The sequence below is a fragment of the Azospirillum sp. UENF 112521 genome (assembly GCF_058780665.1).
The window spans coordinates 877,771-901,598 of sequence record NZ_JBSNCI010000002.1; the positions used below are offsets into that span (position 1 = coordinate 877,771).

The 23,828-nt window shown below is 67.4% G+C and carries 33 protein-coding genes and 1 tRNA gene; 16 read left to right on the forward strand and 18 right to left on the reverse strand.

The window, feature by feature from the left end; all coding sequences use genetic code 11:
• The first annotated feature begins 15 nt into the window (after positions 1-15).
• Positions 16-1,317, forward strand: coding sequence for a serine hydroxymethyltransferase (gene glyA, locus ACWPN8_RS06405; RefSeq protein ID WP_098740214.1), 1,302 nt, complete (start codon positions 16-18; stop codon positions 1,315-1,317).
• Between the two features lie 32 nt (positions 1,318-1,349).
• Positions 1,350-1,817, forward strand: a complete 468-nt coding sequence (nrdR, locus tag ACWPN8_RS06410; RefSeq protein WP_109095414.1) for a transcriptional regulator NrdR — start codon at positions 1,350-1,352, stop codon at positions 1,815-1,817.
• A 70-nt stretch (positions 1,818-1,887) separates the two neighbouring features.
• On the opposite strand, the gene ACWPN8_RS06415 is transcribed toward nrdR, so the two are convergent.
• The 9 genes from ACWPN8_RS06415 to ACWPN8_RS06455 all read right to left on the reverse strand — a co-directional run bounded on the left by ACWPN8_RS06415 (position 1,888) and on the right by ACWPN8_RS06455 (position 10,474).
• Complete coding sequence (locus ACWPN8_RS06415) at positions 1,888-3,990, reverse strand: sodium-translocating pyrophosphatase (RefSeq protein WP_492240228.1); 2,103 nt, start codon at positions 3,988-3,990, stop codon at positions 1,888-1,890.
• A gap of 245 nt (positions 3,991-4,235) precedes the next feature.
• Positions 4,236-4,694, reverse strand: a complete 459-nt coding sequence (locus tag ACWPN8_RS06420; RefSeq protein WP_109095416.1) for a hypothetical protein — start codon at positions 4,692-4,694, stop codon at positions 4,236-4,238.
• Positions 4,695-4,785: 91 nt separating this feature from the next.
• Complete coding sequence (gene thiL / locus ACWPN8_RS06425; RefSeq protein ID WP_492241375.1) at positions 4,786-5,811, reverse strand: thiamine-phosphate kinase; 1,026 nt, start codon at positions 5,809-5,811, stop codon at positions 4,786-4,788.
• Positions 5,812-5,899: 88 nt separating this feature from the next.
• On the reverse strand, positions 5,900-6,490 hold the full coding sequence (nusB, locus tag ACWPN8_RS06430) for a transcription antitermination factor NusB (protein ID WP_109095418.1): 591 nt from the start codon (positions 6,488-6,490) through the stop codon (positions 5,900-5,902).
• 35 nt (positions 6,491-6,525) lie between these two features.
• The gene (gene ribH, locus ACWPN8_RS06435; RefSeq protein ID WP_098740208.1) at positions 6,526-6,990 is read right to left on the reverse strand and encodes a 6,7-dimethyl-8-ribityllumazine synthase; all 465 of its coding nucleotides are present in this window, start codon (positions 6,988-6,990) and stop codon (positions 6,526-6,528) included.
• Between the two features lie 18 nt (positions 6,991-7,008).
• The gene (gene ribB, locus ACWPN8_RS06440) at positions 7,009-8,148 is read right to left on the reverse strand and encodes a 3,4-dihydroxy-2-butanone-4-phosphate synthase (RefSeq protein ID WP_109095419.1); all 1,140 of its coding nucleotides are present in this window, start codon (positions 8,146-8,148) and stop codon (positions 7,009-7,011) included.
• Complete coding sequence (locus ACWPN8_RS06445; protein WP_492240229.1) at positions 8,145-8,732, reverse strand: riboflavin synthase; 588 nt, start codon at positions 8,730-8,732, stop codon at positions 8,145-8,147. The genes ribB and ACWPN8_RS06445 overlap by 4 nt, the downstream gene beginning before the upstream one ends.
• Before the next feature lie 78 nt (positions 8,733-8,810).
• A complete protein-coding gene (gene ribD, locus ACWPN8_RS06450; protein ID WP_492240230.1) occupies positions 8,811-9,953 on the reverse strand; it encodes a bifunctional diaminohydroxyphosphoribosylaminopyrimidine deaminase/5-amino-6-(5-phosphoribosylamino)uracil reductase RibD in 1,143 nt (380 codons plus the stop codon).
• A 26-nt stretch (positions 9,954-9,979) separates the two neighbouring features.
• Positions 9,980-10,474, reverse strand: coding sequence for an outer membrane protein assembly factor BamE (locus ACWPN8_RS06455; protein ID WP_109095422.1), 495 nt, complete (start codon positions 10,472-10,474; stop codon positions 9,980-9,982).
• Positions 10,475-10,606: 132 nt separating this feature from the next.
• On the opposite strand from ACWPN8_RS06455, the gene ACWPN8_RS06460 reads away from it, so the two are divergent.
• The 8 genes from ACWPN8_RS06460 (at position 10,607) to ACWPN8_RS06495 (ending at position 15,667) form a co-directional block, all read left to right on the forward strand.
• Positions 10,607-11,188 (forward strand): ubiquinol-cytochrome C chaperone family protein, encoded by a 582-nt coding sequence (locus ACWPN8_RS06460; RefSeq protein WP_492240231.1) that lies wholly within the window; start codon positions 10,607-10,609, stop codon positions 11,186-11,188.
• Positions 11,189-11,335: 147 nt separating this feature from the next.
• Positions 11,336-11,923, forward strand: coding sequence for a YceD family protein (locus ACWPN8_RS06465; RefSeq protein WP_492240232.1), 588 nt, complete (start codon positions 11,336-11,338; stop codon positions 11,921-11,923).
• Positions 11,924-12,113: 190 nt separating this feature from the next.
• Complete coding sequence (gene rpmF, locus ACWPN8_RS06470) at positions 12,114-12,302, forward strand: 50S ribosomal protein L32 (RefSeq protein ID WP_012973646.1); 189 nt, start codon at positions 12,114-12,116, stop codon at positions 12,300-12,302.
• Positions 12,303-12,384: 82 nt separating this feature from the next.
• Entirely contained in the window at positions 12,385-13,437 is a 1,053-nt protein-coding gene (gene plsX, locus ACWPN8_RS06475) for a phosphate acyltransferase PlsX (protein WP_109095424.1), read from the forward strand.
• 3 nt (positions 13,438-13,440) lie between these two features.
• Positions 13,441-14,412 carry a beta-ketoacyl-ACP synthase III gene (locus tag ACWPN8_RS06480; protein ID WP_109095425.1) on the forward strand — a complete coding sequence of 324 codons (972 nt, stop codon included), beginning with the start codon at positions 13,441-13,443 and terminating at the stop codon, positions 14,410-14,412.
• Positions 14,413-14,569: 157 nt separating this feature from the next.
• Positions 14,570-14,902, forward strand: a complete 333-nt coding sequence (locus ACWPN8_RS06485) for an integration host factor subunit alpha (RefSeq protein ID WP_098740199.1) — start codon at positions 14,570-14,572, stop codon at positions 14,900-14,902.
• Between the two features lie 117 nt (positions 14,903-15,019).
• On the forward strand, positions 15,020-15,496 hold the full coding sequence (locus tag ACWPN8_RS06490; RefSeq protein WP_492240233.1) for a MerR family transcriptional regulator: 477 nt from the start codon (positions 15,020-15,022) through the stop codon (positions 15,494-15,496).
• 94 nt (positions 15,497-15,590) lie between these two features.
• Positions 15,591-15,667: transfer RNA gene (locus ACWPN8_RS06495), tRNA-Pro, on the forward strand.
• Here the strand turns inward: ACWPN8_RS06495 and ACWPN8_RS06500 are convergent.
• The 6 genes from ACWPN8_RS06500 to ACWPN8_RS06525 form a co-directional block, all read right to left on the reverse strand.
• Positions 15,618-16,970, reverse strand: coding sequence for a tyrosine-type recombinase/integrase (locus tag ACWPN8_RS06500; protein WP_492241376.1), 1,353 nt, complete (start codon positions 16,968-16,970; stop codon positions 15,618-15,620). The two genes, ACWPN8_RS06495 and ACWPN8_RS06500, sit on opposite strands and share 50 nt — an antisense overlap.
• A gap of 5 nt (positions 16,971-16,975) precedes the next feature.
• Positions 16,976-17,332 (reverse strand): helix-turn-helix domain-containing protein, encoded by a 357-nt coding sequence (locus ACWPN8_RS06505; protein ID WP_492240234.1) that lies wholly within the window; start codon positions 17,330-17,332, stop codon positions 16,976-16,978.
• 2 nt (positions 17,333-17,334) lie between these two features.
• Positions 17,335-17,649 carry a hypothetical protein gene (locus tag ACWPN8_RS06510; RefSeq protein WP_492240235.1) on the reverse strand — a complete coding sequence of 105 codons (315 nt, stop codon included), beginning with the start codon at positions 17,647-17,649 and terminating at the stop codon, positions 17,335-17,337.
• On the reverse strand, positions 17,646-17,828 hold the full coding sequence (locus ACWPN8_RS06515; protein WP_492240236.1) for a hypothetical protein: 183 nt from the start codon (positions 17,826-17,828) through the stop codon (positions 17,646-17,648). Before ACWPN8_RS06515 ends, ACWPN8_RS06510 begins: the two co-directional genes overlap by 4 nt.
• Before the next feature lies 1 nt (position 17,829).
• Positions 17,830-18,216 (reverse strand): ribbon-helix-helix domain-containing protein, encoded by a 387-nt coding sequence (locus ACWPN8_RS06520; RefSeq protein ID WP_492240237.1) that lies wholly within the window; start codon positions 18,214-18,216, stop codon positions 17,830-17,832.
• A 651-nt stretch (positions 18,217-18,867) separates the two neighbouring features.
• Positions 18,868-19,188, reverse strand: a complete 321-nt coding sequence (locus tag ACWPN8_RS06525) for a hypothetical protein (RefSeq protein WP_492240238.1) — start codon at positions 19,186-19,188, stop codon at positions 18,868-18,870.
• 129 nt (positions 19,189-19,317) lie between these two features.
• On the opposite strand from ACWPN8_RS06525, the gene ACWPN8_RS06530 reads away from it, so the two are divergent.
• The 4 genes from ACWPN8_RS06530 to ACWPN8_RS06545 all read left to right on the forward strand — a co-directional run bounded on the left by ACWPN8_RS06530 (position 19,318) and on the right by ACWPN8_RS06545 (position 21,931).
• Positions 19,318-19,581 (forward strand): hypothetical protein, encoded by a 264-nt coding sequence (locus tag ACWPN8_RS06530; RefSeq protein WP_109086438.1) that lies wholly within the window; start codon positions 19,318-19,320, stop codon positions 19,579-19,581.
• A gap of 279 nt (positions 19,582-19,860) precedes the next feature.
• Positions 19,861-20,106, forward strand: a complete 246-nt coding sequence (locus ACWPN8_RS06535; RefSeq protein WP_492240239.1) for a hypothetical protein — start codon at positions 19,861-19,863, stop codon at positions 20,104-20,106.
• A gap of 673 nt (positions 20,107-20,779) precedes the next feature.
• The gene (locus ACWPN8_RS06540) at positions 20,780-21,646 is read left to right on the forward strand and encodes a hypothetical protein (protein ID WP_492240240.1); all 867 of its coding nucleotides are present in this window, start codon (positions 20,780-20,782) and stop codon (positions 21,644-21,646) included.
• 3 nt (positions 21,647-21,649) lie between these two features.
• A complete protein-coding gene (locus ACWPN8_RS06545; protein WP_492240241.1) occupies positions 21,650-21,931 on the forward strand; it encodes a hypothetical protein in 282 nt (93 codons plus the stop codon).
• A 96-nt stretch (positions 21,932-22,027) separates the two neighbouring features.
• Here the strand turns inward: ACWPN8_RS06545 and ACWPN8_RS06550 are convergent, their stop codons facing one another.
• Positions 22,028-22,414: a hypothetical protein gene (locus tag ACWPN8_RS06550; RefSeq protein WP_492240242.1), complete on the reverse strand. Its 387-nt coding sequence runs from the start codon at positions 22,412-22,414 to the stop codon at positions 22,028-22,030.
• Between the two features lie 127 nt (positions 22,415-22,541).
• Here ACWPN8_RS06550 and ACWPN8_RS06555 point away from each other — a divergent pair, with 127 nt between their 5' ends.
• Complete coding sequence (locus ACWPN8_RS06555) at positions 22,542-22,712, forward strand: hypothetical protein (RefSeq protein WP_492240243.1); 171 nt, start codon at positions 22,542-22,544, stop codon at positions 22,710-22,712.
• Between the two features lie 14 nt (positions 22,713-22,726).
• Here ACWPN8_RS06555 and ACWPN8_RS06560 read toward each other — a convergent pair whose 3' ends face one another.
• Positions 22,727-23,014 (reverse strand): HigA family addiction module antitoxin, encoded by a 288-nt coding sequence (locus tag ACWPN8_RS06560; RefSeq protein ID WP_109048450.1) that lies wholly within the window; start codon positions 23,012-23,014, stop codon positions 22,727-22,729.
• Between the two features lie 24 nt (positions 23,015-23,038).
• Positions 23,039-23,227 carry a type II toxin-antitoxin system RelE/ParE family toxin gene (locus ACWPN8_RS06565; RefSeq protein WP_492241377.1) on the reverse strand — a complete coding sequence of 63 codons (189 nt, stop codon included), beginning with the start codon at positions 23,225-23,227 and terminating at the stop codon, positions 23,039-23,041.
• 124 nt (positions 23,228-23,351) lie between these two features.
• On the opposite strand from ACWPN8_RS06565, the gene ACWPN8_RS06570 reads away from it, so the two are divergent.
• Positions 23,352-23,588 (forward strand): hypothetical protein, encoded by a 237-nt coding sequence (locus ACWPN8_RS06570; protein ID WP_492240244.1) that lies wholly within the window; start codon positions 23,352-23,354, stop codon positions 23,586-23,588.
• The last annotated feature ends 240 nt before the right edge of the window (positions 23,589-23,828 follow it).

A 23,828-nucleotide genomic window follows, 5' to 3' on the forward strand; every position in this document is an offset into this window, starting at 1 on the left:
GAGGAACCTCCCGCCATGACCAGCAGCAACACCGCAGAGATCGGCCGCTTCTTCGCCGCCTCGCTTGCCGAGACCGATCCCGAACTGGCCCGCGCGGTGCGCGACGAGCTGGTCCGCCAGCAGGAGCAGATCGAGCTGATCGCCTCCGAGAACATCGTCTCCCAGGCGGTGCTGGAAGCGCAGGGCTCGGTCCTGACCAACAAGTATGCCGAGGGCTATCCGGGCAAGCGTTACTACGGCGGCTGCGAATTCGTCGACGTGGCGGAGAACCTCGCCATCGAGCGCGCCTGCAAGCTGTTCGGCTGCGATTTCGCCAACGTGCAGCCGAACTCCGGCTCCCAGGCCAACCAGGCGGTGCTGCTGGCCCTGCTGCAGCCGGGCGACTGCGTGCTGGGCATGTCGCTGGCCGCCGGCGGCCACCTGACCCACGGTGCCGCCCCCAACATGTCGGGCAAGTGGTTCAAGGCCGTGCAGTACGGCGTGCGCAAGGACGACCACCTGATCGACTTCGATCAGGTCGAGGCTCTGGCCCGCGAGCACAAGCCGAAGCTGATCATCGCCGGCGGCTCCGCCTATCCGCGCGTGCTGGATTATGAGCGCTTCCGCGCCATCGCGGACGAGGTCGGCGCGATCTTCATGGTCGACATCGCCCACTATGCCGGCCTGATCGCCGGCGGCGTCTATCCGAACCCGTTCCCCTATGCCGACGTGGTCACCACCACCACCCACAAGACGCTGCGCGGCCCGCGCGGCGGCATGGTGCTGACCAACAAGGAAGACATCGCCAAGAAGATCAACTCGGCCGTCTTCCCCGGCCTCCAGGGCGGCCCGCTGATGCATGTCATCGCCGCCAAGGCGGTTGCCTTCGCCGAGGCGCTGCGTCCGGAGTTCAAGACCTATGCCCAGGCGGTGGTCGACAACGCCCAGGTGCTGGCCAAGACGCTGATCGCCGGCGGGCTGGACATCGTGTCGGGCGGCACCGACAGCCACATCGTGCTGGTCGACCTGCGTCCGAAGAACCTGACCGGCAAGGCGGCGGAAGCCAGCCTCGAGCATGCCGGCATGACCTGCAACAAGAACGGCGTGCCGTTCGACCCGCAGAAGCCGATGATCACCTCCGGCGTCCGCCTGGGCAGCCCGGCGGCGACAACCCGCGGCTTCGGCACCGCCGAGTTCAAACAGGTCGGCGAGATGATCGTCGAGACGCTGGACGGGCTGGCCGCCAGCAACTCCGGCGACAACACGGCGGTCGAGGCGGCAATGCGCGAGCGTGTCCGCGGCCTGTGCCGTCAGTTCCCGATCTACCCGACGCTGTAATCGCCCACGCCGTAAAGGGGGGAAACCACCAGATGCGCTGCCCGTTCTGCGGAAACGAGGACACCCAGGTCAAGGACTCGCGCCCGACCGAAGACAACTCGGCAATCCGCCGGCGGCGCTTCTGTCCCAGTTGCAGCGCCCGCTTCACCACCTTCGAACGCGTCCAACTGCGCGAACTGACGGTGGTGAAGAGCAACGGCCAGCGCGAAGCCTTCGACCGCGAGAAGCTGTTGCGGTCGATGAGGATCGCGCTGCGCAAGCGCCCGATCGACGGCGACCGCATCGACCGGGTGGTGAACAGCATGGTCCGCCAGCTGGAATCCTCCGGCGAGAGCGAAATCCCGTCGAAGCAGATCGGCGAGAAGATCATGGAAGCGCTGCAGACGATGGATCAGGTGGCGTATATCCGCTACGCCTCCGTCTACAAGGATTTCCGCGAGGCTTCCGACTTCAACGAGTTCGTGGAAACTCTGGCGCCGGAAGCCTCGCCGGGACTGTAAATGCGTCGGTGCGGGGCAGGCGGTTGTCCTGCCCCGCACCGGTCGCTCACCCGAGCCCTCAGCCGAGCCCTCATCCGACCTGGGCCAGGATCGCCAGCAGCAGGATCGCCACGATGTTGGTGATCTTGATCATCGGGTTCACCGCCGGGCCGGCGGTGTCCTTGTAGGGGTCGCCGACGGTATCGCCGGTCACCGCCGCCTTGTGGGCGTCGGAGCCTTTGCCGCCGTGATTGCCCTCCTCGATGTACTTCTTGGCGTTGTCCCAGGCACCGCCGCCCGACGTCATCGAAATGGCGACGAAGATGCCGGTGACGATGGTTCCCAGCAGCATGGCGCCCAGGGACGCGAAGCCGGCCGCCCGCCCGCCGATGGCGGCGATCACCAGATAGAGGACCACCGGGGCCAGGACCGGCAGCAGCGAGGGGATGATCATCTCCTTGATCGCCGCCTTGGTCAGCATGTCCACCGCACGGCCGTAATCGGGCTTGGCGGTGCCTTCCATGATGCCGGGGATTTCGCGGAACTGGCGCCGCACCTCCACGACGACGGACCCGGCGGCGCGGCCGACGGCGGTCATGCCCATGGCCCCGAACAGATAGGGCAGCAGGCCGCCCACCAGCAGCCCGACGACGACGTAGGGGTCGTTCAGCCGGAACTCGACCGGAATGTTGGGGAAGTAATGGCCCAAATCCTGGACGTAAGCCGCGAAGAGAACCAGGGCGGCCAGACCGGCGGAGCCGATGGCATAGCCCTTGGTCACCGCCTTGGTCGTGTTGCCGACGGCGTCCAGCGCGTCGGTGGTGACTCGGATGTTGGCGGGCATGTCCGACATCTCGGCGATGCCGCCGGCATTGTCGGTGACCGGCCCATAGGCGTCGAGCGCCACCACCATGCCGGCCAGCGCCAGCATCGTCGTCGCGGCGATGCCGATGCCGAAGACGCCGGCCTGCCCGTGGGCGATCAGGATGCCGGCGCAGATGACGATCACCGGCAGGGCGGTCGATTCCATCGACACGGCAAGACCCTGGATGACATTGGTGCCATGCCCGGTCTCCGACGCCTTGGCGACGCTGCGCACCGGGCGGAAGGCGGTCGAGGTGTAGAACTCGGTGATCCAGACCAAGAGGCCGGTGACGCCCAGCCCGACCAGGGCCGAGACCAGCAGGTTGAAGCCGGTGATCGACACGCCGTCGGTCATGGTGATGGCGCGGGTGAAGCCGAACAGGATCGCCGTGACGATCAGGATCAGCACCAGCGAGATGCCGGCCGCGACCGCCAGCCCCTTGTAGAGCGCCTTCATGATGTTGTTGTCGGGGCCGAGCTTCACCGCGAAGGTGCCGGCGACCGAGGCCAGGATGCAGACAGCGCCGATCAGCAGCGGATAGACCAGCATCATCCGCAACACGCCGCCGGTAAAGAAAATCGCCGCCAACAGCATGGTGGCGACGATGGTGACGGCGTAGGTCTCGAACAGGTCGGCGGCCATTCCGGCACAGTCGCCGACATTGTCGCCGACATTGTCGGCGATGACCGCCGGGTTGCGCGGGTCGTCCTCCGGGATGCCGGCCTCCACCTTGCCGACGAGGTCGGCGCCGACGTCGGCGCCCTTGGTGAAGATGCCGCCGCCCAGCCGGGCGAAGATCGAGATCAGCGAGGCACCGAAGCTGAGCGCCACCAGCGCCTCGAGGATCGTGCGCACCTCGACGGGATCGTTGACGTGGTAGACCAGCGTCAGGATGCCGAAATAGCCGCCGACGCCCAGCAGCCCGAGCCCGACCACCAGCATGCCGGTGATCGCGCCCGACTTGAAGGCGATGTCGAGTGCCGGCGCCAGGCCGCGGGTGGCGGCCTCGGCGGTGCGGACGTTGGCGCGGACCGAGACGTTCATGCCGACATAGCCGGCGCTGCCCGACAGCACGGCGCCGATCAGGAAGCCCAAGGCCACCGGAAAGCCCAGCGTCACCCACAGGATGACCAGCAGGACGGCGCCGGCGATGGCGATGGTGGTGTATTGGCGGTTCAGATAGGCGCGCGCCCCTTCCTGCACCGCGGCGGCGATGGCCTGCATCCGTTCGGACCCAGGCGACGCGGCCATGACTTCTTTTCCGGTACGAAAACCGTAGGCCAGCGCGAGCAGGCCGGCGGCGATGATGACGATGAACGCTAGAGCCATCGCATCCCCCGATTGATTTTAAGGTCGCGCCCCGGAAAGGCTGGTCCCACCACGGTGATCAAGTGGGGGAGAAGTCGGGCGCAAGTATTATCGGGAAAAGCATGCGCCCGGTGCGGCCGCTTTGCAACCGCCGCACGGGGCGGCGCAACGCGGCGAAATGGCCGGGGGTGCCCCTGGCCTTTGTGGGTAGTGTCGGGATAATGCACCGCAAAATGGGTGCGAATTGCGGGTGCCCTGGGAGGCGGTCAGAGATTGCGCTGCGTAACCGCCTGGACCAGCACGTCATAGACCGCATCCTTGCCGACGACTTTGCCGGCGGCCTCCGCCAACTTGGTCTTTACGGCAGGAATATTGACCAAAGCCCCGTTCAGGATCGACTTGTCCGCAATGCCGCCATAGAGCGCGGTCAGGAAGGCGTCGGTCAGGCGCGGCTGGTTGGCCTGGACCATCGGCTGCTTTTCCAGAAGCACTTCCACCGCGACCACGACGGTCACGAACTGTTCGACTCGGGTCGGGCCGATCATCGGCACCACCAGCGGGGGCAGGCGGACGAAGGCGGTCGGCGGCTTGGGCGGCGGCTCCACCTTCTTCGGCGGTGCGTCGGGATGTTCGGTGAAGTATTTCTGATAGACGAACCAGCCACCGAAGCTGGCGCCGCCCAGCAAGACGATGCCGAGAACGAGGACGATCAGAGCCTTGACCACGGCAACACACCTCAGACAGACGGCGAAGCGCCGAACCCTGCGCCGCGGATGCTTTCGATTGTCTTAAACGCGGGGCGGGGGAGGTGGACGGTCAGAAATGGTCCCAGCCGCGCCGGGCCAGCGGCAGGGGCACACCGGCACCGTCCAGCACCGCGACCTCGCCGGGCGTACCGGGACAGAGTTCGCCGATCTCGGTGATCGCAACCCCGCATTCCGCGGCCAGGGCCGCCAGGGCGTCGCGGGCCGACGGCTGGGCGGTGAACAGAAGCTCGTAATCGTCGCCGCCGGTGATGGCCAGCGCCAGTCTCACCGGATCGCCGTCGATGGCGCCGCGGGCAGCCTCCGACAGCGGCACCGCATCGGCGCGGAGCAGGGCGGCGCAGCCGGACTCCTCGCAGAGATGGCCGAGGTCGGCGACCAGCCCGTCCGACACGTCCATCGCACCGCTGGCCAGACCGATCAGGCACGGCCCGACGCCCATGCGCGGGTCGGGCCGGCGCATCCGGCGCAGCAGATGGGCGCGCGTGTCCTGGTCCGGAATGTCGAGACGGCCATAGGCGACTTCGAGCCCGAGCGCGGCATCGCCGATGCTGCCGGTGACGAAGACGCGGTCGCCCGGTTGCCCGCCCCAGCGCGGCAGGGCACAACCGGTGGGGACCAGCCCGAAGGCGGTGACCGACAGGGTGATTGGGCCGCTGGTCGAGACCGAATCGCCACCGGCCAGCGCAATGCCGAACTGCCGCTGCTCCTCGCCCAGCCCGGCGGCGAAGCCCTCCAGCCAGGATTCGTCGAGGCCGCGGGGCAGGGCGGTCACCAGCGTGTAGGCCAGCGGCTCCGCCCCCATGGCGGCGAGGTCGGACAGGTTGCTGCGCATCAGCTTGGCGGCGATGTCCGCCGGCGCATCGTCGGGGAAGAAATGCACCCCGGCGACCATGGCGTCGGTGGTGACGACCAGTTCCCGCCCGTCCGGCACGCCGAACACGGCGGCATCGTCCCGCAGGCCGCGGGCGCCGGGAAAACCGGCGGCCAGCGGCTTGAAGAAGCGGGTGATCCGGCCGAACTCGCCGAGAGGGCGATTCCCCTCTCCCCCCGGGGAGAGGGTCGGGGTGAGGGGGATGCACGGGGTTGATTCTCGTGAAAGGCACGCGGTGCGACCCCCTCACCCTAACCCTCTCCCCGGGGGGGAGAGGGAATTTCTTCGGGTATTACTCCTCGACCGCACTGCGGCCGGGGTCGGGCTTGGCGAGGTCGTCGGCGCGCAGCGCGCGGGCGACATGGTCGAGCACGCCGTTCACCATCGCCGGCTCGCGGCCGGAGAAGAAGGCGCGGGCGACGTCGACATACTCGCTGATGAGGATGCGCGGGTGGGTGTCCATATGCACCGCGATCTCGTAGGCACCGGCGCGCAGGATGGCGCGCAGCAGCAGCTCCAGCCGGTCGAGCGGGAAGCGCGGGTCGAGGGCGGCGCCCAGCACCCCGTCGACCTCGGCGCGGCGGTGGATCGCACCGCGGACGATGTCGGCGAACAGCTGCGGATCGCCGGAGACGAACTTGTCGCCGTCGATCTCCTCGCCCAGCCGGTGGGCGACGAACTCGCCGACGACATTCTCGACCGGGGCCTGGGCCAGATCGATCTGGTACAGCGCCTGGGCCGCGGCCAGACGGGCGGCCTTGCGGCGCGCCTTGGCGGAGCCGCCGCCGGTCTTGTTCTTGCGGGACTTCGATTTGCCCTTGGAGTCGCCGCCCTTGGGGGCGTGATCGGGTGTCACGGGGCTGCCCGCGTCGTCGTTGCTCATGATCTGCAGTCGCTAAAAGAGAGGAGATGTCGGGGTCAGCGCGGATAGAGGCGGAATTTGCGCTTCAGGTCAATCATGTCAAGACAGGCACGCGCGGCACGCCCGCCGGTATTGACCGATCCGACATTGGCGCGGGCCCAGGCCTGCTCGCGGTTTTCCACCGTCAGGATGCCGTTTCCGACCGCCAGACTGTAGCGCAGGGCCAGATCCTGCAGGCCGCGGGCGCTTTCGGCACAGATCGTGTCGTACCGCGTCGTCTCGCCCCGGATCACGCAGCCCAGCGCGACATAGCCGTCGAACCGCTTGCGGGCGGTGAAGAAATCCATGGAGCGGATGGCGTACATGATCGCCGCCGGAAGCTCCAGACAGCCGGGCACGCCATAGCGGATGTGCGTGGCGCCGGCGCGGTCGAGTTCCGCGACGGCGCCACGCGCCAGCTCATCGGCAATGTCCTCGTGGACGCGGGCGTCCACGACCATGATGTGGGGCGTATCGGTCATCCGGCGGCGTTCTGGTCCTCAGTCCTCACCGGGGTCGGTGGCGCCCGGATTGATCGCGCGGTGGCCGACCACGGTCAGGCCGTAGCCCTCCAGCCCGATGATCGGCTTCTTGCGGTTGGAGATCAGGGTCATCTTGCGCACGCCCAGATCCAGCAGGATCTGCGCGCCGATGCCGTAGTCGCGCAGTTCCGGAACGCTGCCGGCCTGACCTTCCAGCCGCGCCTTCAGCACGGTGGAAAGGCCGTTCGGGTTCGGCTCGCGCAGCAGCACGACGACGCCGCGGCCCTCCTTGGCGATCAGCTCCATCGAGGCGTGCAGGTCGTTGTCGCGGCCGGAGTTGCGGTCGCCCAGCACGTCGTCCAGCACCGACTGGGCATGCATGCGCACCAGCACCGGCTCGTCGCCGGAGATGTCGCCGCGCACCAGCGCGATGTGCTCGGCATACTGGATCTTGTTGATGTAGACGTAGGACTGGAAGCGCCCGCCATAGCGGCTGTCGAGATTGCCGGCCAGAACCTGCTCGACGATGGTCTCGGTGCGGCGGCGGTAGGCGATCAGGTCGGCGATGGTGCCGACCTTCAGCCCGTGGAACTGGGCGAACTGCACCAGATCGGGCAGGCGTGCCATGGTGCCGTCGTCGTTCATGATCTCGCAGATCACCGCGGACGAGGAATGGCCGGACAGCCGGGCGATGTCGACCGAGGCCTCGGTATGGCCGGCGCGGACCAGCACGCCGCCGTCACGCGCCAGCAGCGGGAAGATGTGGCCGGGGGTGGCGAGGTCGTGCGGGCCGGACGCCGGGTCGATGGCGACGGCGATGGTGCGGGCACGGTCGGCGGCGGAGATGCCGGTGGTCACGCCTTCGCGCGCCTCGATGGAGACAGTGAAGGCGGTCTGGTGGCGGGACGCGTTCTGCTGCGCCATCAGCGGCAGGCGCAGCCGTTCGATGTTCGGCCGGTCCATGGTCAGGCAGATCAGGCCGCGCCCATGCTTGGCCATGAAGTTCACCGCGTCCGGCGTGGCGCAGGAGGCGGGGATCACCAGATCGCCCTCGTTCTCCCGGTCCTCGTCGTCGACCAGGATGAACATCCTGCCCTGACGCGCCTCTTCGATGATCTCTTCGGCCGTCGACAGGTAGTGGTGAAACTCGGACGTCATTCCTGCCCCGCGAGCCGGGCGACATAGCGCGCCAGCATATCGATTTCGAGATTGACCGTATCGCCCTCCGTCAGCCCGCCGAAGGTGGTGGCGGTCTGGGTGTGGGGGATGATGTTGACGCCAAAGCGGTTGCCTTCGACCTCGTTGACGGTCAGCGACACGCCGTCGATGGCGACCGAGCCCTTGGGCGCGATGTATTTGGCGAGAGTGGCCGGCGCCTCGAAGGTCAGGCGCAGCGATTCGCCTTCGGGGCGGATCGACAGCAGCCGGCCGACCCCGTCGACATGGCCGGACACGATGTGGCCGCCCAGCTCGTCGCCGACCTTGAGCGCGCGCTCCAGGTTGATGCGCGTGCCGGCTTCCCAGCCGCCGAGCGTCGTCTTCGACAGGGTTTCCCCCGAAGCCTGGATGACGTAGGTCCCCGGTCCCTTTTCGATGACCGTCAGACAGACGCCGTTGTGGGCGATGGACGCCCCGATCGCGATCGTCTCCGTGTCGAAGGCGGTCTCGATGGTGAACCGGGTGTCGCCCTGCCGCTCCACGGCCCGGACGCGCCCGACATCGGTGATGATTCCGGTGAACATGCGGGGGAATTTAGCAGGTTTCGCGGCCAGGGGAAGCGGGCGCGACACCGCAAGCGGCGCAACGGTCTGTTGCGCGGGCTAGACCGACGCTTTGGGGCCGATCCGGCGATAGCTTTCGGCCAGATCGGTGCCGGCGCTGCGGAAGGCAGTGCGTTCGAAGCGCGCCATCGCGGCCAACGCCTCGACTCCGAAGCCGGCGACCGCCGGCAACCCGTCGCCGCCGATCAGCGAGGCGGCGCGGAACCACTCCAGCCGGTCGACCAGACCGGCGCCGAGCAGGGCGCCGGCCATCGACGCTCCGCCTTCCACCAGCACGCGGGTGATGCCGCGGGCGGCGAGGGCGGTCATCGCGGCGGCGGGATCGACACGGCCGTCGGGCCCGGCGGTGACCGGGATCGGCTCGACGCCGAGGGCAGCCAGAGCCTCGGCACGCGTGGGGTCGGGGGTGGGGCCGGTGACGACCCAGGTCGGAATGCGGCGAGCGCCGGTGGCGAGCTTCGCCGTCGGCGGCAGGCGCAGGCCGCTGTCCACCACAACCCGCACCGGGCTGCGGTCTTCCAGGCCGGGCAGGCGGCAGGTCAATTCGGGGTCGTCGGCCAGCGCGGTGCCGATGCCGACCAGGATGGCGTCATGGCTGGCGCGCAGCCGGTGGCCCCAGGCGCGCGCCGTCGGGCCGGTGATCCACTGCGACTCGCCGGTGGCGGTGGCGATGCGGCCGTCCAACGTGCTGGCGACTTTCAGCGTGACCAGGGGGCGGCCCAGCGTGATGCGGTTGAAGAAGCCCTCGTTGAGTGCAAGCGCATCGGCCTCGCAGACGCCCGTCGTGACCGCGATGCCGGCATCGCGCAGCCGGGCCAAGCCGCCGCCGGCAACCCGCGGGTCGGGGTCCTGGCAGGCGACGACGACACGCGCCACCTTCGCCTCGACCAGCGCCAGGGCGCAGGGCGGCGTCTTGCCATAATGGTTGCAGGGTTCCAGCGTGACGTAGGCGGTGGCACCGTCCGCTCCGCCGGAAAAAGCGCGGGCTCGGTCCAGCGCCTGGGTCTCGGCATGGGGGCGGCCGCCGGGCTGGGTCCAGCCGCGGCCGATCACGGCGCCGTCGCGGACCAGCACGCAGCCGACCGCGGGATTGGGCCAGGTCCGCCCCAGCCCGCGCGCCGCGAGCGACAGGGCGGCGCGCATGTGGCGCAGGTCGGTGTCCGTATCGGAAGGAATGGGCACGGCGGGCCGGGCTATCGGCCGGCCGATCAGCTGCCGGGGCCCTTGCCCTTGGTATCCTTGGCGGAGAAGCGGCCGACGTTGCCCATCATCTGTTCCAGGAAGCCCATCTCGCGGCCGGCGGTGGGGGTCGTGCGCTCCACCAGATCGATGTCCTGGCCGTTCGACTTGTCGAGCGTCTTGATCTCGCGCAGGACGCCGTTGTCGTCGAAATGGGCGACGACGACGCGGCGCTCCGTCACTTCCGGCTCGAAGAAGGCGGTCTTCTCAGTCTTCTGCCCGATATAGTACCAGACGTTCGGATCGAAGGTGCCGACCGAGGTCGGCGTGCCCAGCACCGCGGCGACGTCGTCGCGCCGGCTCTGGCCCGGTTGCAGTTCCGCCACCAGCTGCGGGTCCGTCAGGTTGCCGCGGGTGGCGAGGGTGGGCGAGCAGCCGGTCGCGGCGAGGCCGGCGAGCAGGATGCTGCCCAGCAGGGCGGTGCGAATGACGGCGCGGGGGGCGGAAAAGTTCGATCTGGTCATGGTGCTCGGGCTATGATGGAGCCGGCGGGGCAGCGAGGCCGTTCACGGCTGTGGACAGTCTCCGGGCGGGACAATCGCACCGGCTGCTTCGCCCTGTCAACGAGACTCCGAGTCGGGGAAGGGTTGCCGTTCGTGTCAGGAAGCTTTATCGGCCGTTTGCTGGGCCCGCTGTTGGGTGGTGTGGGGGGCGGAGACCGCGCCCGCACCGCCGCCGCGGTTGGTGGCCTGTTCACCGCCATCGTCGGGCAGGCCCGCGAACCCGGCTTCTACAGCGCGCTTTCCGTGCCCGACAGCCTGGACGGGCGGTTCGAGATGGTGGCGCTGCACATGCTGCTGGTGATGCGCCGGCTGAAGGGTCAGGGGCCGGAGGCGGGCAAACTGTCGCAGCGCCTCTATGAGACGATGGTCGACGATTTCGAGAAGTCGCTGCTGGAGATGGGGGCCGGCGACAGTGGCATCGCCCGGCGCGTGAAGACGATGGCGCGCGGGATGGCCGGGCGGATCCGCGCCTATGACGAGGCGCTGGCCGACTCCGACGGCCGCCGGCTGGAGGTGGCGCTGGACAACAACCTCTACGGCACGGTCGATCCGGTGCCGGACGAGGCGCTGGCGGCGATGGCCGCCTATGTCCGCAGCTGTGCCGCGACGCTCGACGCCCAGCCGCTGGAGTCGCTGTTGCAGGGCGAGATCCGCTTCGCACCGGTGCCGGCCTGACCGCTTCGCTATATATGTAGAGTGTCGCCGATGCCTGCCGCCGTGTCTGGGGGCTTGCCTTTCCAGGCCGCGGGCTGCATGTGACTCGGGACTTGCCGGGCGTTCGCCGCGCCGGCCGTTTTGGTTTTCGATCGGAAAGTCTTTGCCATGAGCCCTGCCAACGGCGCCCAGCCGGCCCCGGAATTCTCACGCGTCGTCAATGCCGACACGGTGCGTCGTGCCGAGGTGAGCGAAACCATCGAAGCGACGGAGACGGAGCGCCGCGCGCTCGCCGAGCGGCTGGAGTTGGAGGCGATCGGCAGCCTGACCGCCACGGTGAGGCTGCGCGCCGTGCGCGGCGGCCAGATGATCCGGGTCTCCGGACAGCTGGAGGCCGATGTGGTGCAGACCTGCGTCGTGACGCTGGAGCCGGTGCCGGCCCATGTCAGCGAACGGTTCGAGGCGCTGTTCGCCCCGGAGTCGATGATCGAGGATCCGGGGCTGGAGATCGATTTCGACGCCTCCCTGTCGGACGAGGACGTTCCCGAGCCGATGGAGAACAACCGAATCGACATCGGCGAACTGACGGCGCAGCACCTGTCGCTCGGGCTCGACCCCTATCCGCATGCCGAAGGCGTGGATTTCGAGGGGTATCGCGAGCATGAGGACGGCGAGACGGCCGAGGACGAGGCCGCCGAAGAGCCTGAAAAACCCAATCCCTTCGCCGTCCTGCAGAAGTTGAAGCCGGGGAACTGATCCGGCTGTTGCTTTCCCCGCCGCGTCTTGTATAAGGGCCGGCACTTCCACCCCCACCAATGAGCGGCCCGGGGTTGCGGAATGGGGGTTGTTCGGGCTTGCCCTTTTGGGGCATTTGCCTTATTGAATGCCGCTCGCGCTGGGCGGCCCCTGTTCGGGCCGCCCTTTCCAATGAAGAGAGTTTACGGTCATGGCTGTTCCGAAGAAGAAGACCTCCAAGTCGCGGCGCAACATGCGTCGTTCGCACCACGCTCTGCCCACCTCGGCCTACAACGAGTGCCCGAACTGCGGCGAGCTGAAGCGTCCGCACCACGTCTGCGGGTCTTGCGGCCATTACGACCAGCGTGAAGTGGTTCAGAGCGGCACCGCGGCCGCTTGATCCGCATCGCGTTGTCTGAGGTCCCGTTGATCGGGGGCGCCCGTCGCCCCTGCCGGGGTCCAAGCCGGGGAGCCTGTTCGCGGTGAGCCAGCGCCTGACCATCGCCCTGGATGCCATGGGTGGCGATCACGGTCCCGACATGGTCATTGCCGGGGCGGACATCGCGCGGGAACGCCATCCCGACGTGCGTTTTCTGCTGTATGGCGACCAGCAGCGGCTTGAACCGCTGCTGAACCAGCGGCCTGCGTTGAAGGCAGTGGCGGAAATCCGCCACACCGCCGACTTCGTGGCCGGGGACGCCAAGCCTGCGGTTGCGCTGCGTGCGGGTCGCCAGTCCAGCATGCGGCTTGCCATCGACGCCGTCGCGGCGGGCGAGGCGGCCTGCGTGGTGTCGGCCGGCAACACCGGCGCCCTGATGGCGATGGCCAAGTTCGTGCTGAAGACGCTGCCGGGCATCGACCGGCCGGCGATGGCCTCCTTCTTCCCGACGCAGCGGGGCGAGAGCGTTATGCTGGATCTCGGCGCCAACGCCGAGTGCCAGCCTGAAAACCTCGTCCAGTTCGCCGTGATGGGGGCCGTCTTCGCACGTGCCATCCTGGGCCTGCCGCAGCCGTCGATCGGCGTGCTGAACATCGGCTCGGAGGACATGAAGGGCAATGAAGTGGTGCGTGCCGCGGCGGCCAGCCTGCGCGACATGCCGCTTCCCGGCCGCTTCCATGGCTTCGTCGAAGGCACCGACATCGGGCTGGGCACGGTGGACGTCATCGTCACCGACGGCTTCACCGGCAATGTCGCGCTGAAGACGGCGGAGGGGACGGCGAAGCTGTTCTCCGAATTCCTGCGCCGCACCTTCGCGACGTCCTTCCTGGCACGGATCGGTTATCTGCTGGCCCGCGGCGCCTTCAAGCGCTTCCGCGAGCGGATCGACCCGCGCCGCTACAACGGCGCGATGTTCCTCGGCCTGCGCGGCGTCTGCGTGAAGAGCCATGGCGGCACCGACGCTGTCGGCTTCGCCAATGCCGTCGCGGTCGCCATCAACCTGGCGACGCACGGCTTCAACGAACGCATCAAGGAAGAGATGGGACGTATAGCCGACGCGACCCCTCTTCCCGACACGAAGGCGGCGGCGGGCTGAACAATGGTCATGCGTTCCCGAGTTCTGGGTTGCGGCATCTTCCTGCCGTCCAACGTCGTCACCAACCAAGATCTGGAACAGCGGGTCGACACGACGGACGAATGGATCGTCCAGCGCACCGGCATCAAGTCCCGCCATATCGCCGCCGAGGGGGAGAAGACCTCCGACCTCGCCATCGCCGCGGCGATGCGGGCGCTGGAGCATGCGGGCGTGCCGGGCAGCAGCATCGACTGCATCATCCTGGCCACCACCACCCCGGACAACACCTTCCCGGCCACGGCGACCAAGGTGCAGGCCGCGCTGGGCGCCGCCGGTTTCGCCATGGACATCCAGGCGGTCTGTGCCGGCTTCGTCTATGCCATGTCGGTGGCCGACAATTTCCTGCGCAACGGTCAGGCGCGCCGCGCCCTGGTGATCGGGGCGGAGACCTTCTCCCGCCTGCTGGACTGGAACGACCGCACCACCTGCGTGCTGTTCGGTGACGGCGCCGGCGCCATCGTCATGGAAGCCTACGAGGCCAAGGGCGATTCGAGCGACCAGGGCGTGCTGTCCACTCATCTGCATTCCGACGGCAACCAGTACGACCTGCTCTATGTCGATGGCGGCGCGTCCTCGACCGGCACCATCGGCCATGTCCGCATGCATGGGCAGGAAATCTTCCGGCATGCCGTGTCGAAGCTGTCGGCGGTGGTCGAAGAGGCCCTGGCCGCCAACGGCCTGGAGTCGGCCGACATCGACTGGATGGTGCCGCACCAGGCGAATCGCCGCATCATCGACGGGCTGGCCCGCAAGATGAAGCTGTCGCCGGAAAAGGTGGTGCTGACGGTGGACCGCCACGGCAACACCTCCGCGGCCTCGATCCCGCTGGCCTTGGGCGAAGCGGTGGCGGACGGCCGTATCAAGCGCGGCGACCTGATCCTGATGGAAGCCATCGGCGGCGGCCTGACCTGGGGTTCGGCGCTGGTCCGCTGGTAAGGCGCCGGCGTCCTCCGCACATCGCACATCCGTCATGCTGCAATGCACGCCCGGCCGGGCTTCGGCCGGGCCGTATGGGGCTGCCAAGCTTTTGAATTGACGGACCTTCTTTCGCCGGATTACCGTCTTTGCAACGGTTGCGGGGGGAGGTCTGACAATGTCGCAAAATACCGTAACGCGCGCCCAACTGAGCGAAGCCGTCTACCAGGAAGTCGGACTTTCGCGCAACGAATCGGCCGATCTGGTCGAAACGGTGCTGGACGAGATTTCCGATGCCCTGTCCCGGGGGGAGATGGTCAAGATCTCCTCCTTCGGCAGTTTCCAGGTCCGCCAGAAGGGCGAGCGAGTCGGCCGCAACCCCAAGACCGGGGAAGAGGTGCCGATTCTGCCGCGTCGTGTTCTGGTGTTCCGTGCCAGCCATGTGCTGAAACACCGGATCAACGAGGTTCAGGAGGGTGGGGCACCGACGCCTGCGCGGGCGTTGTCCTGACGCCGGTCGTTTGCGATGACCTCTCCGCCTTGCCCGTCGCCGTGCCGTGCCTTTCCGCGGAGTGCCGCCACTGGCCGTTGTCGGATGGCGGCCTGATCGCGCCATGAAATTCGCGCCATGAAATCCGCCACGGCCTATCGCACCATCAGCGAGGTGTCGACCGACCTCAACGTGCCTCAGCATGTGCTGCGGTTCTGGGAAACGAAGTTCCCCCAGATCCGTCCGCTGAAGCGTGGCGGCGGCCGGCGCTATTACCGGCCGGAGGATGTCGAACTTCTCCGGCGCATCCAGGCTCTGCTGTATGAGGACCGCTACACCATCAAGGGCGTCCAGCGCCTGCTAAAGGAAGGGCGCATGTCCGACCCGACGCCGCCGCTGCCCGAGGATGCCGACGATGGCGGCGGGTCGGTCGATGCGGACGGGTTCGGCGGCGACGTCACCGACGATGACAGGGATGACGACAGGGGCGGGAGCGAGGATCATCCGCCGCTGTCGGACGCGGTCCGGCACGAGATCACCATGGTCCTGGACGAGCTGAAATCGCTGCAATCGGTGCTGTCCCGCCTGTCCGAAATTGGGGGCAAAAAAAGCTGAAAAATCATCACGGGAGATGTTGCATCGGCGAAAGCCCGCGGCTATAGTCCCGTTCCCTTCCGGAGCCAAGCCGCAAGCACTGCGGTGAAGTTGACGGAGCGTAGCGCAGCCTGGTAGCGCATCAGACTGGGGGTCTGGGGGTCGCAGGTTCGAATCCTGTCGCTCCGACCAGTTCCGGAAGGACCGGAGAAGCCTTGGAACCCAACGGTTCCAAGGCTTTTTCTTTTGGGGCCTGCGAAGCTGGTCTCACATCGGTCGACGCGACTGTTTGGGACTTCTGTTTGGGACTTTTCGCAAGCGCCGTTGCCTTGCCCCCAAACGCGATGGCCTGGACCGCCTGACGACGAACCGGGTCCGCCACCTCGATGTACCGCTCGGTGGTGCGGTGGTCCTTATGTCGGGCAAGCGCCTTCGTGGTGGCGGCAGAGGCAACCTGTGCCACGGCGGTGACGAAGCTGGCCTTGGTGTCATGCCAGCGGTGCTTGATGCCAAGCTTCTTCAGCACGGTGTTCCATGCCCGCCGGGGATTCTTCACCGGCCGGCGCTCCCCCTTCTCTCCATGCTGGTAGGTGAAGAGGTGGTCGACCTCCCACTTCCTTGCCTGCGCCACGAGGCGTGCCAGCAGCTCCAGTGCCTCGTCGTTGGCCGGCACGCACTCCGCCCGTCCACCCTTGGTCAACTCGGCATCCAGCCAGACCCCGCGAACGCTGAAATCGATCTGCTGGATCCGCAGGCCGAAGACCTCCGCCTTGCGGAAACCCATCAACCGCACCAGCAGCGCCGCGTCGGCAACATGGGCCGGTGTCTCAGGGTGGTGGATGATTGCCGCGAGGTTCTCATCGGAGATCGGCCGCGGCAGGTGCTCGGGCTCGGCAAGGCGCGGGACCTTAGGCAGCTCCGACAGAAGTGGCCGGCCGTCACCGTCACGCAGGCTGTGCGCGATGCGCAACGCCGCACCAAGACAGATCAGGTAACGGTTGATCGTGGAGTCCGACCTGGTGCGGACCCCGTCCTTGAACAGCGGCGCTTTCGCCTTCGGGCCTGCCGCGACCTGTTCCTTCTTCTTGCCGGCGCCCATGTAGACCCGGAGAGGCTGCTTCCGCGACCAGGTGACATAGTCCCACACCCGAGACTCCGTCAGCTGCGCCACCGGTGTATCGGCGCCGAAGAACTCCAGAAGCTCCCTGACATAGACCTGTTCGTTCACCCAATTCTTGCCGGTGGCTTTTCGGGCGGCGAACTCGGCCAGCATCTGCGCAACCGTGTACGCGGCCAGTCGGCCGCCAGGGCGCTTTTCCGACTCCAGCTCTTCCATCAAGGCGGCGCGGATCGCAGCCTCTATGCGCTTGGCCTGGGTCTTGTTCCTGGCCAGCTCGCCGGACTTCGGATCGCGGCAGTAGCCCGCATACCGCTTGCCGCCGCACTCGAAATCGTAAAGCCATTTGTCGCGGGCAGTGCTGAAATAGACGCTCATGGCGGTTACCTCCGGTTCGAAGGCTCGCTCACGACACCAAGGGTGTGCAAGAAGGCCAAAGCTTCACGATGGCCAGCTGTGGGCTTCGCGGGTTTGGAGACGGGCGGTTCAGCAGGGGGTACCGAGTCGCGCTTTCGCTTGGCCGATGGGATCGCCCGTCGCCGTTGATACTCTGCAATCGATCGAAGGTAGACACGGACACCCCGCTTGCCGACTCGGTGGCCTCGAAGATCTCCGCCATGCACAGCGGCATAGACCTCGCTGCGGGGCATCGCCAGCAGTGCGGCGGCTTCCTTGACGGTGCAGGATGGGCCGTCGGGAAGCAGGTCGGCGAGGGCAGGGTTCACAGCTGCGCGAGGCATGCCTAACCTCCCGTGTGCGGGTCGGCCAGCGGGACGGCCGGCAGCGCCCGCGTCGGCCCGCCATGAGCCAGCAGGTAGGCGATGAGGCAGGGGACAGCCACCACCAGCACGGGGAAGACGGCGCGCGGGTAGTGGGCGGGGATGTCCACGCTGTAGACGCCGGGGGTGAGGATGTCGCAGACGACCGGCACCTCGCCCACGGCGAGGATGACCAGCCGCTCGCCCTGCCGGAACTGGATCCGGCGGACGTCGGCCGGGGTGTCGAACCGCGCCGCGTGGCACACCTGCCAGTCGGTTGCTTCGAGGGTGGGGATCACGGCAGTTCCTCCCGTGCCAGTTCGGCGCAGTCGCGGTGATAGCGGGCGGCGGACAGCAGTCGCCGCCGACGGAAGGGGAGGCCGGTCTCCCCCGCCTCCAGTTCGGCCCGGACGGCTTCCTCCAGGTGCCACTGGACGAGGCCGACCATGGCGGCAGTCTCTTGCCCTGCGCCGGTCATGTCAGTTCTTCAGCGGGCTGGCGACGAAGCCGCGCCCGTATGGCCGCCGCGCCTCCCCCAGGAACTCCAGCACCGCCTCCGGCGCCGTGTAGGTTTGCAGGAACAGCCGCACCATCGCCGTCAGCGGCAGATCGGTGGCGTGGAACCGCTCATGCACCGCGCTGACCAGCACGTCGCGGTTCGCGTAGCCCTCCAGCTCGGCAATGTGGTCGAGCAGCAGCCAGGACGTCACGTCCAGCCGCATCGAGGTCCGGTGCGAGATCCGGCGGTTGGCGATCACCACGTTGTAGGTGACCAGCGGCGTCGCGCCATCCTTCGGCAGCGCCGGCGCCATGTGGCGCAGCGTGCGCTCCATCTTCCCGGACAGATCGCCGAAGCTTCGGTCCATCGCAACGTTCTGCGGTCCGTCCCTGCGTTGTAACGGGACTTTGATCGCTCCCTTCATCGGTCGCACTCCAACAGCGCCTGCATCCAAGGGTGCTGGCGTTCACGCCATACCCTGTATTAGGATGGGCGGTATACCGTGATTTCGTCAATGGCAAAAATCACGGTAAAGCGATCATTCTGAACCCCCGCCGGGCGCTACCCGGCGGGACCGCCCTCGCCGTCGCCCGCCATCTCGCAACTTGTGGAAACCAGTCGAGAAACGATGCAACTTTTTCTTTTGCCCAGGCGGGGCGGTGCCATAGGATGCCGCGGCCTCGCGCCTTCTCATCCAGGAAGGCGGAGGCAGGGAGACGCCATCTCCCCACCCACGCGGCTGCCAACCGCATCGATGAGCCGTGCTGAGCCGGGGCGCGCACCCGTGCCCAGCCGCACACCTGTCCGCCTACCGGGGCCGGCCCCGGTAGAGTGTTGATTTATGGGGGGTTGGCGGTGCCGAAAACACCGAAGAACGAAAAGACCGAAGACTTATCGCATCGCAAGGCGCGCGAGGATCGCGCGGTCGAGCTGGTGACGCAGCTGTGCCGCCGCGACGGCGCGGACAAGATCCTGCCGCTGATCGACCGCTGGATGAGGATGCGCCGGAGCCGGGCGGCTAGGTGCGCCGCTCAAGAACCCGGATCAGGGCATTGAAATCCTCGGTAGACCATGAGCGGAAGGTCCGGCGGGTCTTCACCTGCATTTCCCAGTCGGGATCGCCATAGGCCAGCAGCTCGGCCAGCGACAAGCCGGCGCCTTCCGCAAGCTTGGTCAGGGTGTCGATGGTGCTGTTGGCGCCATTGAACGCGTCCAGAACCGTTGTGGCTGGCAGCTTCGACAGGCCAGCCCAATGGTTCTTGGACCGCAGGCGCTCCTTGTGCGTCTGGAGAACACGATTGAGTGCTGCGGCGATGTCGGTCTTGGGCGGCGTATCCATGCCGGCATTATGCGGACCCCGTGCAAAAGCGCGAGAACGCTGTGCCGATGAATCTATCTCGTGCAGCACCGATGAGCCCCCTTGACATTCACGGTATAGCGTTGAATCCTGATGGGCATGAAGCACGTCATGCACATCGATGCCTCGATTCATCGGATCTGCGCCTTCGCCCGGCATCAGGGCTGGAGTGCGGAGTCATTCGGCCGAGCCGCCGCCGTGCCGCCCAGCACCGTGCGTGACGTGCTCCGCCAGGAAGGCAACCCCACCGCCACGACCCTGCGGGCCATGGAGGCGGTGATTCCCCACGATTTCATGACCGATCCCGTCGCGCTGGCCAGCAGCGGCCTCTGCGCGCCGATCCTGGGAAAGCCGCGGAAAAAGAGGCGGACATGAACAGGGAGATCCGGCAAGGCCCCACACCCTCGGTTGTTTCGGCGGGAAGCATCGCTCGCACTGAGCGACTGCGCAACCCCGAAGCTCCGGCTTGGGCGCGACAGTTTCCCATCGCCGAATCAGGCGCCGGCCGCCCGGCCGGGTCAATCGGGTGCGTCCCGAGTCCGGCCACCCGCCGCCACAGCCACCGCTCCGCCGGGTTCCTTGTCCGTACCGGCGGAGCGGCCGCGGCCGGAGTCGCCATCCGACTCCGGCCGCTTTCCCTGTCTGGGGCCAGTCATGCCCCCCGCTGACCCGGGCCTCACCGACGCGCAGCGCGCCGTCCTGGCCGCCTGGCCAGCCTTCGAGGCCGCCGCCGCGGTGACATGGTGCAGCGTCGACCGCCTGGTGCGGACGCTCTGCCACCGCGACTCCCTCGCCGATCTGCCGGACGAGGATGCGGCCGAGCTGCTGGCGCTGATGCAGCGCGCCACCGACCGCCTGCATGGCTTGCGGCCGGCATCGCCGCAGCGGGGATCCGCATGATCGGGCGCCGCCCGACAGCCAGCCCCCCTTCGGATCCCAGATCTATCCAGAAAACCAACTGCTTCCACCGAGAGGCCCGCCCGTTGGCCCGCCATCGCACCGGCTGCGCCATGGCGCGCGGCCCGCCGTGCGTCCGCTCGACGGTCGCCAGTCAGCCGCCCCCATCGACTTTGAAGACCGCGCCGCTTTCGGCCGCCAGACGGCCGGAAGCGATGCGCGTCTTCACCCCCTGACGCCGCGCGCCCACGCGCCGGTGAACCCTGGAGCTTTGCCCGATGGCATCGCCACGCGCGCCACCCTGACCGGCGCCGGCTTCTCCCCGTAAGCCCCCGTCATCCGGTGCCCAGCGTCCGCCCTTGCCGGTGGCCGCGCCGCACCCGTCTTGTCCCCACCGTTGCGCCCCCGCGCGGCGGTCAACGCCGGAGCCTTGCCTTGTATCCGCGCGCCCCGCCCTGAAACGGGACGGCCCCGCCGAGGCCGCCCCGCTAGGACCGCAATCATCGCCAATGCCCCATGCCCCTGCCGTGCCCACGGCGGGAATGCGGCGATGCGTGTCCGGAGGGTATCAAAAATCAGGATTAAAATCCGCTGTTCCTTGCAGCCACGGACACGTGCGCCCGCAGGGAGCCGCATTGCCGCCGGCCGGCCACCGCGCCGCCGGGGAGGTGCCCCCATGTCCTTGCCATCTGCTTCGACCACCCCCGCAACCCCCGCGGCCAAGCCGCAAGCCGCCTTCCGCGAGACCGTCGGCCGGTTCCGCTGCGCCGTTCTGGCCTGCCCGGCGCTGAAGCCGCGCGACAAGCTGGTCGCCCTAGTGATGCTGGAGCGCGTCAACCGCCAGATGTTCGAGGTGCTGGGCCTGCTGCTGACTTGGACCGGGGTGGAGGCGGTGGCGCGGCTGTGCGCCCTGTCCACCCGCGATGTGGAGCGGGCGCGCAGCGCGCTGCTGGCCGCCGGCGTCATCGTCCGCGACCGCGCCGGCGGCCGGGGCCAGCCCACCCGCATGCGCCTTTGTCTCGACTGGCTGGAGCGCGAGGACGACCCGGCCGGCGACGCCCCCGATCCGTCCGACGATCCATCGCCCGACAGCGGTGTCGCCGACACGGGAGTCGGCCAAAGCGCCGAACGCCCGCCAACCGCCCCAGGATCGCCCGCCGGAACCGGCTTTCATCGCCCGACACCGGTGTCGGCCAAACCCTGTGATAAAACCCGTGAACCCCCGCGCGCGAGCCCACACGCGAGCGCCGGCACCAGCCCGCCGCCATCCGCCGCCGACATCGAGCGCGACGGCCACGCCCGAATCGCCCGCCGGATCGGCGCCGTCCAGCATGCGACGTGGTTTCGGGGATGCAGGCTTGGGCTATCCGGGGATCGCAGGCTGACCGTCACCACGCCGAATCGCTGCGTCGCCGACCGGCTTCGGGCGGCTTACGAGCTGGAATTGCTGCGGCTGTTCCAGGTCGAAGCGGTGGACATCACCGTCGCCGTTCCGCCAGGCGCCGCCGATTCGGTCTTCCCGCAGATCGAGGGGAGGGCCTGAGCCATGCCCGTCCAGCCCGGCACCCTATCCCGCCGCCGGCCGGAAAGGCAGTTCCGCCTGGACTTGGGCGATCCGCCCCGCACCGCGCGCCACCGTCCGGTGCAGCCCCAGCGCGAGGCCGACGCCCTCTATCGCGCCGTCCAGGCCCTGCGCGCCGCCGGCCATCGGGTCTATCGCTGCGGTGCACTGCACCGTGTTGACGAGCGCCTGTTGACCACGGCGGACCTGATCCGGCTGCGCCACGCCGACCCGCGTTGTCGACAACTTAAAAAAATTGGCGAGTGAATGCGTGCCGCAAGCAGAAAAGAGGTTGGTCACGGCATGCTTCCAGCTGTTCGCAACCTCTTTCCTGTTTGAGCGGCAGACGATCAGCTACTGTCCTCACCGCCCGTCGTCGGAGATTTCTTCCGCACTGTACGTCGGATTCAAAATCTCGTCCCTCTGAGCCTCAATATCTCCAATCAGATCGCCAATTCTGTCATCAATCCTGGCGTTAATCTGATCAAGGTCATCTTTGAGCGGTTGCGGGGCTGGCTGATCCGTGTCGCCGATTTGCTTCAGGATATTGTTGCGGACGCTGAGATCATTTTCCAGAGGTTCAATGTGTTCCGAATTGATACTTTCTTGATCAGCGATACCGATCAGCTCCTCTGGCTCAAGTTCGGAAAGTGGAGTTTCTTCTTCGGAATAGGGATCATCATTGATGTCGAGCGACTCATCGATATCAATGGAATCGTCGAAATCGTTATCGTCGTGCAATTCGCTCACACCCGTTCTCCCTAGTCGAGGTGGGTGTATGGTCGCTTCAATCTGCGATGTGATCAATAGCAAAAAGCCTTATCTACGCTTCCTACGGGTTTAGGAGAGGCGTCATTAGGCACTCAAAGGCCGAGTGATGATGGGCGGGCTGGGGCTGGTCTTCGCCTTGCTCGGCACCGCCATGCTGGGCGGCTTCGGGTGGGAGCTGGGGCGCTGCGCCGCCCGCTGGCTGCTGGGGCGGCGGGCGGACGTGACGATCCTGCTGCCGGGCCTGCGCCGGGAGCGGCAGCGATCCGATGCGGAGTGACGCCGCCGGTCCGGTCAGGCGGCGCGGGGGGCGATGCTGCGCTGGATTTCCTCGCCATGGTCGGCGGCGGTGACGGACAGGTCATGCGCCATCTGAAGGTTCAGCCAGAATTCCGGCGTGGTGCCGAAATAGCGCGCCAGCCGCAAGGCGGTGTCGGCGGTGATGCCGCGCCGTTCGTTGACGATTTCCCCGATGCGGGTCGCCGGCACGCGCAGAGCCAGGGCCAGAGCATGGGCCGAGAGATCGAGCGGGACGAGGAACTCTTCGCGCAGAACCTCGCCGGGGTGGGTCTTGATCCGCATGGCGCCCTCCTTGGCGTTGGCCGGTCAGTGGTAATCGACGATTTCGACCTCGTGCGCGCCGCCATCGTGCCAGACGAAGACGATGCGCCATTGGTCGTTGATCCGAATGCTGTGCTGTCCGGCGCGGTCGCCCTTCAGCGCCTCCAGCCGGTTCCCCGGCGGGGATCGCAGGCTAACCATCACCGCGCCGAATCGCTGCGTCGCCGACTGGATGCGGGTGGCCTACGAGCTGGAACTGCTGCGGCTGTTCCATGTCGAGGCTGTGGACATCACCGTCGCCGTTCCGTCGGTCGGCGCCGTTTCGGCCTTCCCGCTGATCGAGGGGAGGGCCTGAGCCATGCCCGTCCAGCCCGGCACCCTGTCCCGCCGCCGGCCCGACCGGCAGTTCCGCCTGGATCTGGGCGATCCGCCCCGCACCGCGCGCCACCGGCCGGTGCAGCCCCAGCGCGAGGACGACGCCCCCTGTCGCGCCGTCCAGGCCCTGCGCGCCGCCTGCCATCGGGTCTATCGCTGCGGCGCGCTGCGCCGGGTGGACGAGCGCCTGTTGACCACAGCGGACCTGATCCGGCCGTAATGCCATATGGTAACCTATTGTTTAAGAATCATCTTCCTGCGTCAGTGCCAATCCTCTTCGTTCTGGACACAGCTGAATTAACCAGGGCAAAATATAGTGCTTCGGTTGAATACCGGGGTATCGCATCTTGCTGGAACCATGCTAGCGGCGCGAGTCTGCGTTAGCAGAACGTTGCATTTGCTTGATGTTACTATGTGGGTGCTATCGTTTTATCAATGTAAAAATAGAGATGGTTGCTTA

What these genes read in the sequence shown, in the direction of transcription:
- glyA (WP_098740214.1), top strand. Translation starts at nt 16, where the DNA reads ATGACCAGCAGCAACACCGCAGAGATCGGCCGCTTCTTCGCCGCCTCG.
- nrdR (WP_109095414.1), top strand. Translation starts at nt 1,350, where the DNA reads ATGCGCTGCCCGTTCTGCGGAAACGAGGACACCCAGGTCAAGGACTCG.
- ACWPN8_RS06415 (WP_492240228.1), bottom strand. Translation starts at nt 3,990, where the DNA reads ATGGCTCTAGCGTTCATCGTCATCATCGCCGCCGGCCTGCTCGCGCTG.
- nusB (WP_109095418.1), bottom strand. Translation starts at nt 6,490, where the DNA reads ATGAGCAACGACGACGCGGGCAGCCCCGTGACACCCGATCACGCCCCC.
- ribH (WP_098740208.1), bottom strand. Translation starts at nt 6,990, where the DNA reads ATGACCGATACGCCCCACATCATGGTCGTGGACGCCCGCGTCCACGAG.
- ribB (WP_109095419.1), bottom strand. Translation starts at nt 8,148, where the DNA reads ATGACGTCCGAGTTTCACCACTACCTGTCGACGGCCGAAGAGATCATC.
- ACWPN8_RS06445 (WP_492240229.1), bottom strand. Translation starts at nt 8,732, where the DNA reads ATGTTCACCGGAATCATCACCGATGTCGGGCGCGTCCGGGCCGTGGAG.
- ACWPN8_RS06455 (WP_109095422.1), bottom strand. Translation starts at nt 10,474, where the DNA reads ATGACCAGATCGAACTTTTCCGCCCCCCGCGCCGTCATTCGCACCGCC.
- ACWPN8_RS06465 (WP_492240232.1), top strand. Translation starts at nt 11,336, where the DNA reads ATGAGCCCTGCCAACGGCGCCCAGCCGGCCCCGGAATTCTCACGCGTC.
- rpmF (WP_012973646.1), top strand. Translation starts at nt 12,114, where the DNA reads ATGGCTGTTCCGAAGAAGAAGACCTCCAAGTCGCGGCGCAACATGCGT.
- ACWPN8_RS06480 (WP_109095425.1), top strand. Translation starts at nt 13,441, where the DNA reads ATGGTCATGCGTTCCCGAGTTCTGGGTTGCGGCATCTTCCTGCCGTCC.
- ACWPN8_RS06485 (WP_098740199.1), top strand. Translation starts at nt 14,570, where the DNA reads ATGTCGCAAAATACCGTAACGCGCGCCCAACTGAGCGAAGCCGTCTAC.
- ACWPN8_RS06490 (WP_492240233.1), top strand. Translation starts at nt 15,020, where the DNA reads ATGAAATCCGCCACGGCCTATCGCACCATCAGCGAGGTGTCGACCGAC.
- ACWPN8_RS06500 (WP_492241376.1), bottom strand. Translation starts at nt 16,970, where the DNA reads ATGAGCGTCTATTTCAGCACTGCCCGCGACAAATGGCTTTACGATTTC.
- ACWPN8_RS06505 (WP_492240234.1), bottom strand. Translation starts at nt 17,332, where the DNA reads ATGCCTCGCGCAGCTGTGAACCCTGCCCTCGCCGACCTGCTTCCCGAC.
- ACWPN8_RS06515 (WP_492240236.1), bottom strand. Translation starts at nt 17,828, where the DNA reads ATGACCGGCGCAGGGCAAGAGACTGCCGCCATGGTCGGCCTCGTCCAG.
- ACWPN8_RS06520 (WP_492240237.1), bottom strand. Translation starts at nt 18,216, where the DNA reads ATGGACCGAAGCTTCGGCGATCTGTCCGGGAAGATGGAGCGCACGCTG.
- ACWPN8_RS06525 (WP_492240238.1), bottom strand. Translation starts at nt 19,188, where the DNA reads ATGGATACGCCGCCCAAGACCGACATCGCCGCAGCACTCAATCGTGTT.
- ACWPN8_RS06530 (WP_109086438.1), top strand. Translation starts at nt 19,318, where the DNA reads ATGCACATCGATGCCTCGATTCATCGGATCTGCGCCTTCGCCCGGCAT.
- ACWPN8_RS06535 (WP_492240239.1), top strand. Translation starts at nt 19,861, where the DNA reads ATGCCCCCCGCTGACCCGGGCCTCACCGACGCGCAGCGCGCCGTCCTG.
- ACWPN8_RS06540 (WP_492240240.1), top strand. Translation starts at nt 20,780, where the DNA reads ATGTCCTTGCCATCTGCTTCGACCACCCCCGCAACCCCCGCGGCCAAG.
- ACWPN8_RS06545 (WP_492240241.1), top strand. Translation starts at nt 21,650, where the DNA reads ATGCCCGTCCAGCCCGGCACCCTATCCCGCCGCCGGCCGGAAAGGCAG.
- ACWPN8_RS06555 (WP_492240243.1), top strand. Translation starts at nt 22,542, where the DNA reads ATGATGGGCGGGCTGGGGCTGGTCTTCGCCTTGCTCGGCACCGCCATG.
- ACWPN8_RS06560 (WP_109048450.1), bottom strand. Translation starts at nt 23,014, where the DNA reads ATGCGGATCAAGACCCACCCCGGCGAGGTTCTGCGCGAAGAGTTCCTC.
- ACWPN8_RS06570 (WP_492240244.1), top strand. Translation starts at nt 23,352, where the DNA reads ATGCCCGTCCAGCCCGGCACCCTGTCCCGCCGCCGGCCCGACCGGCAG.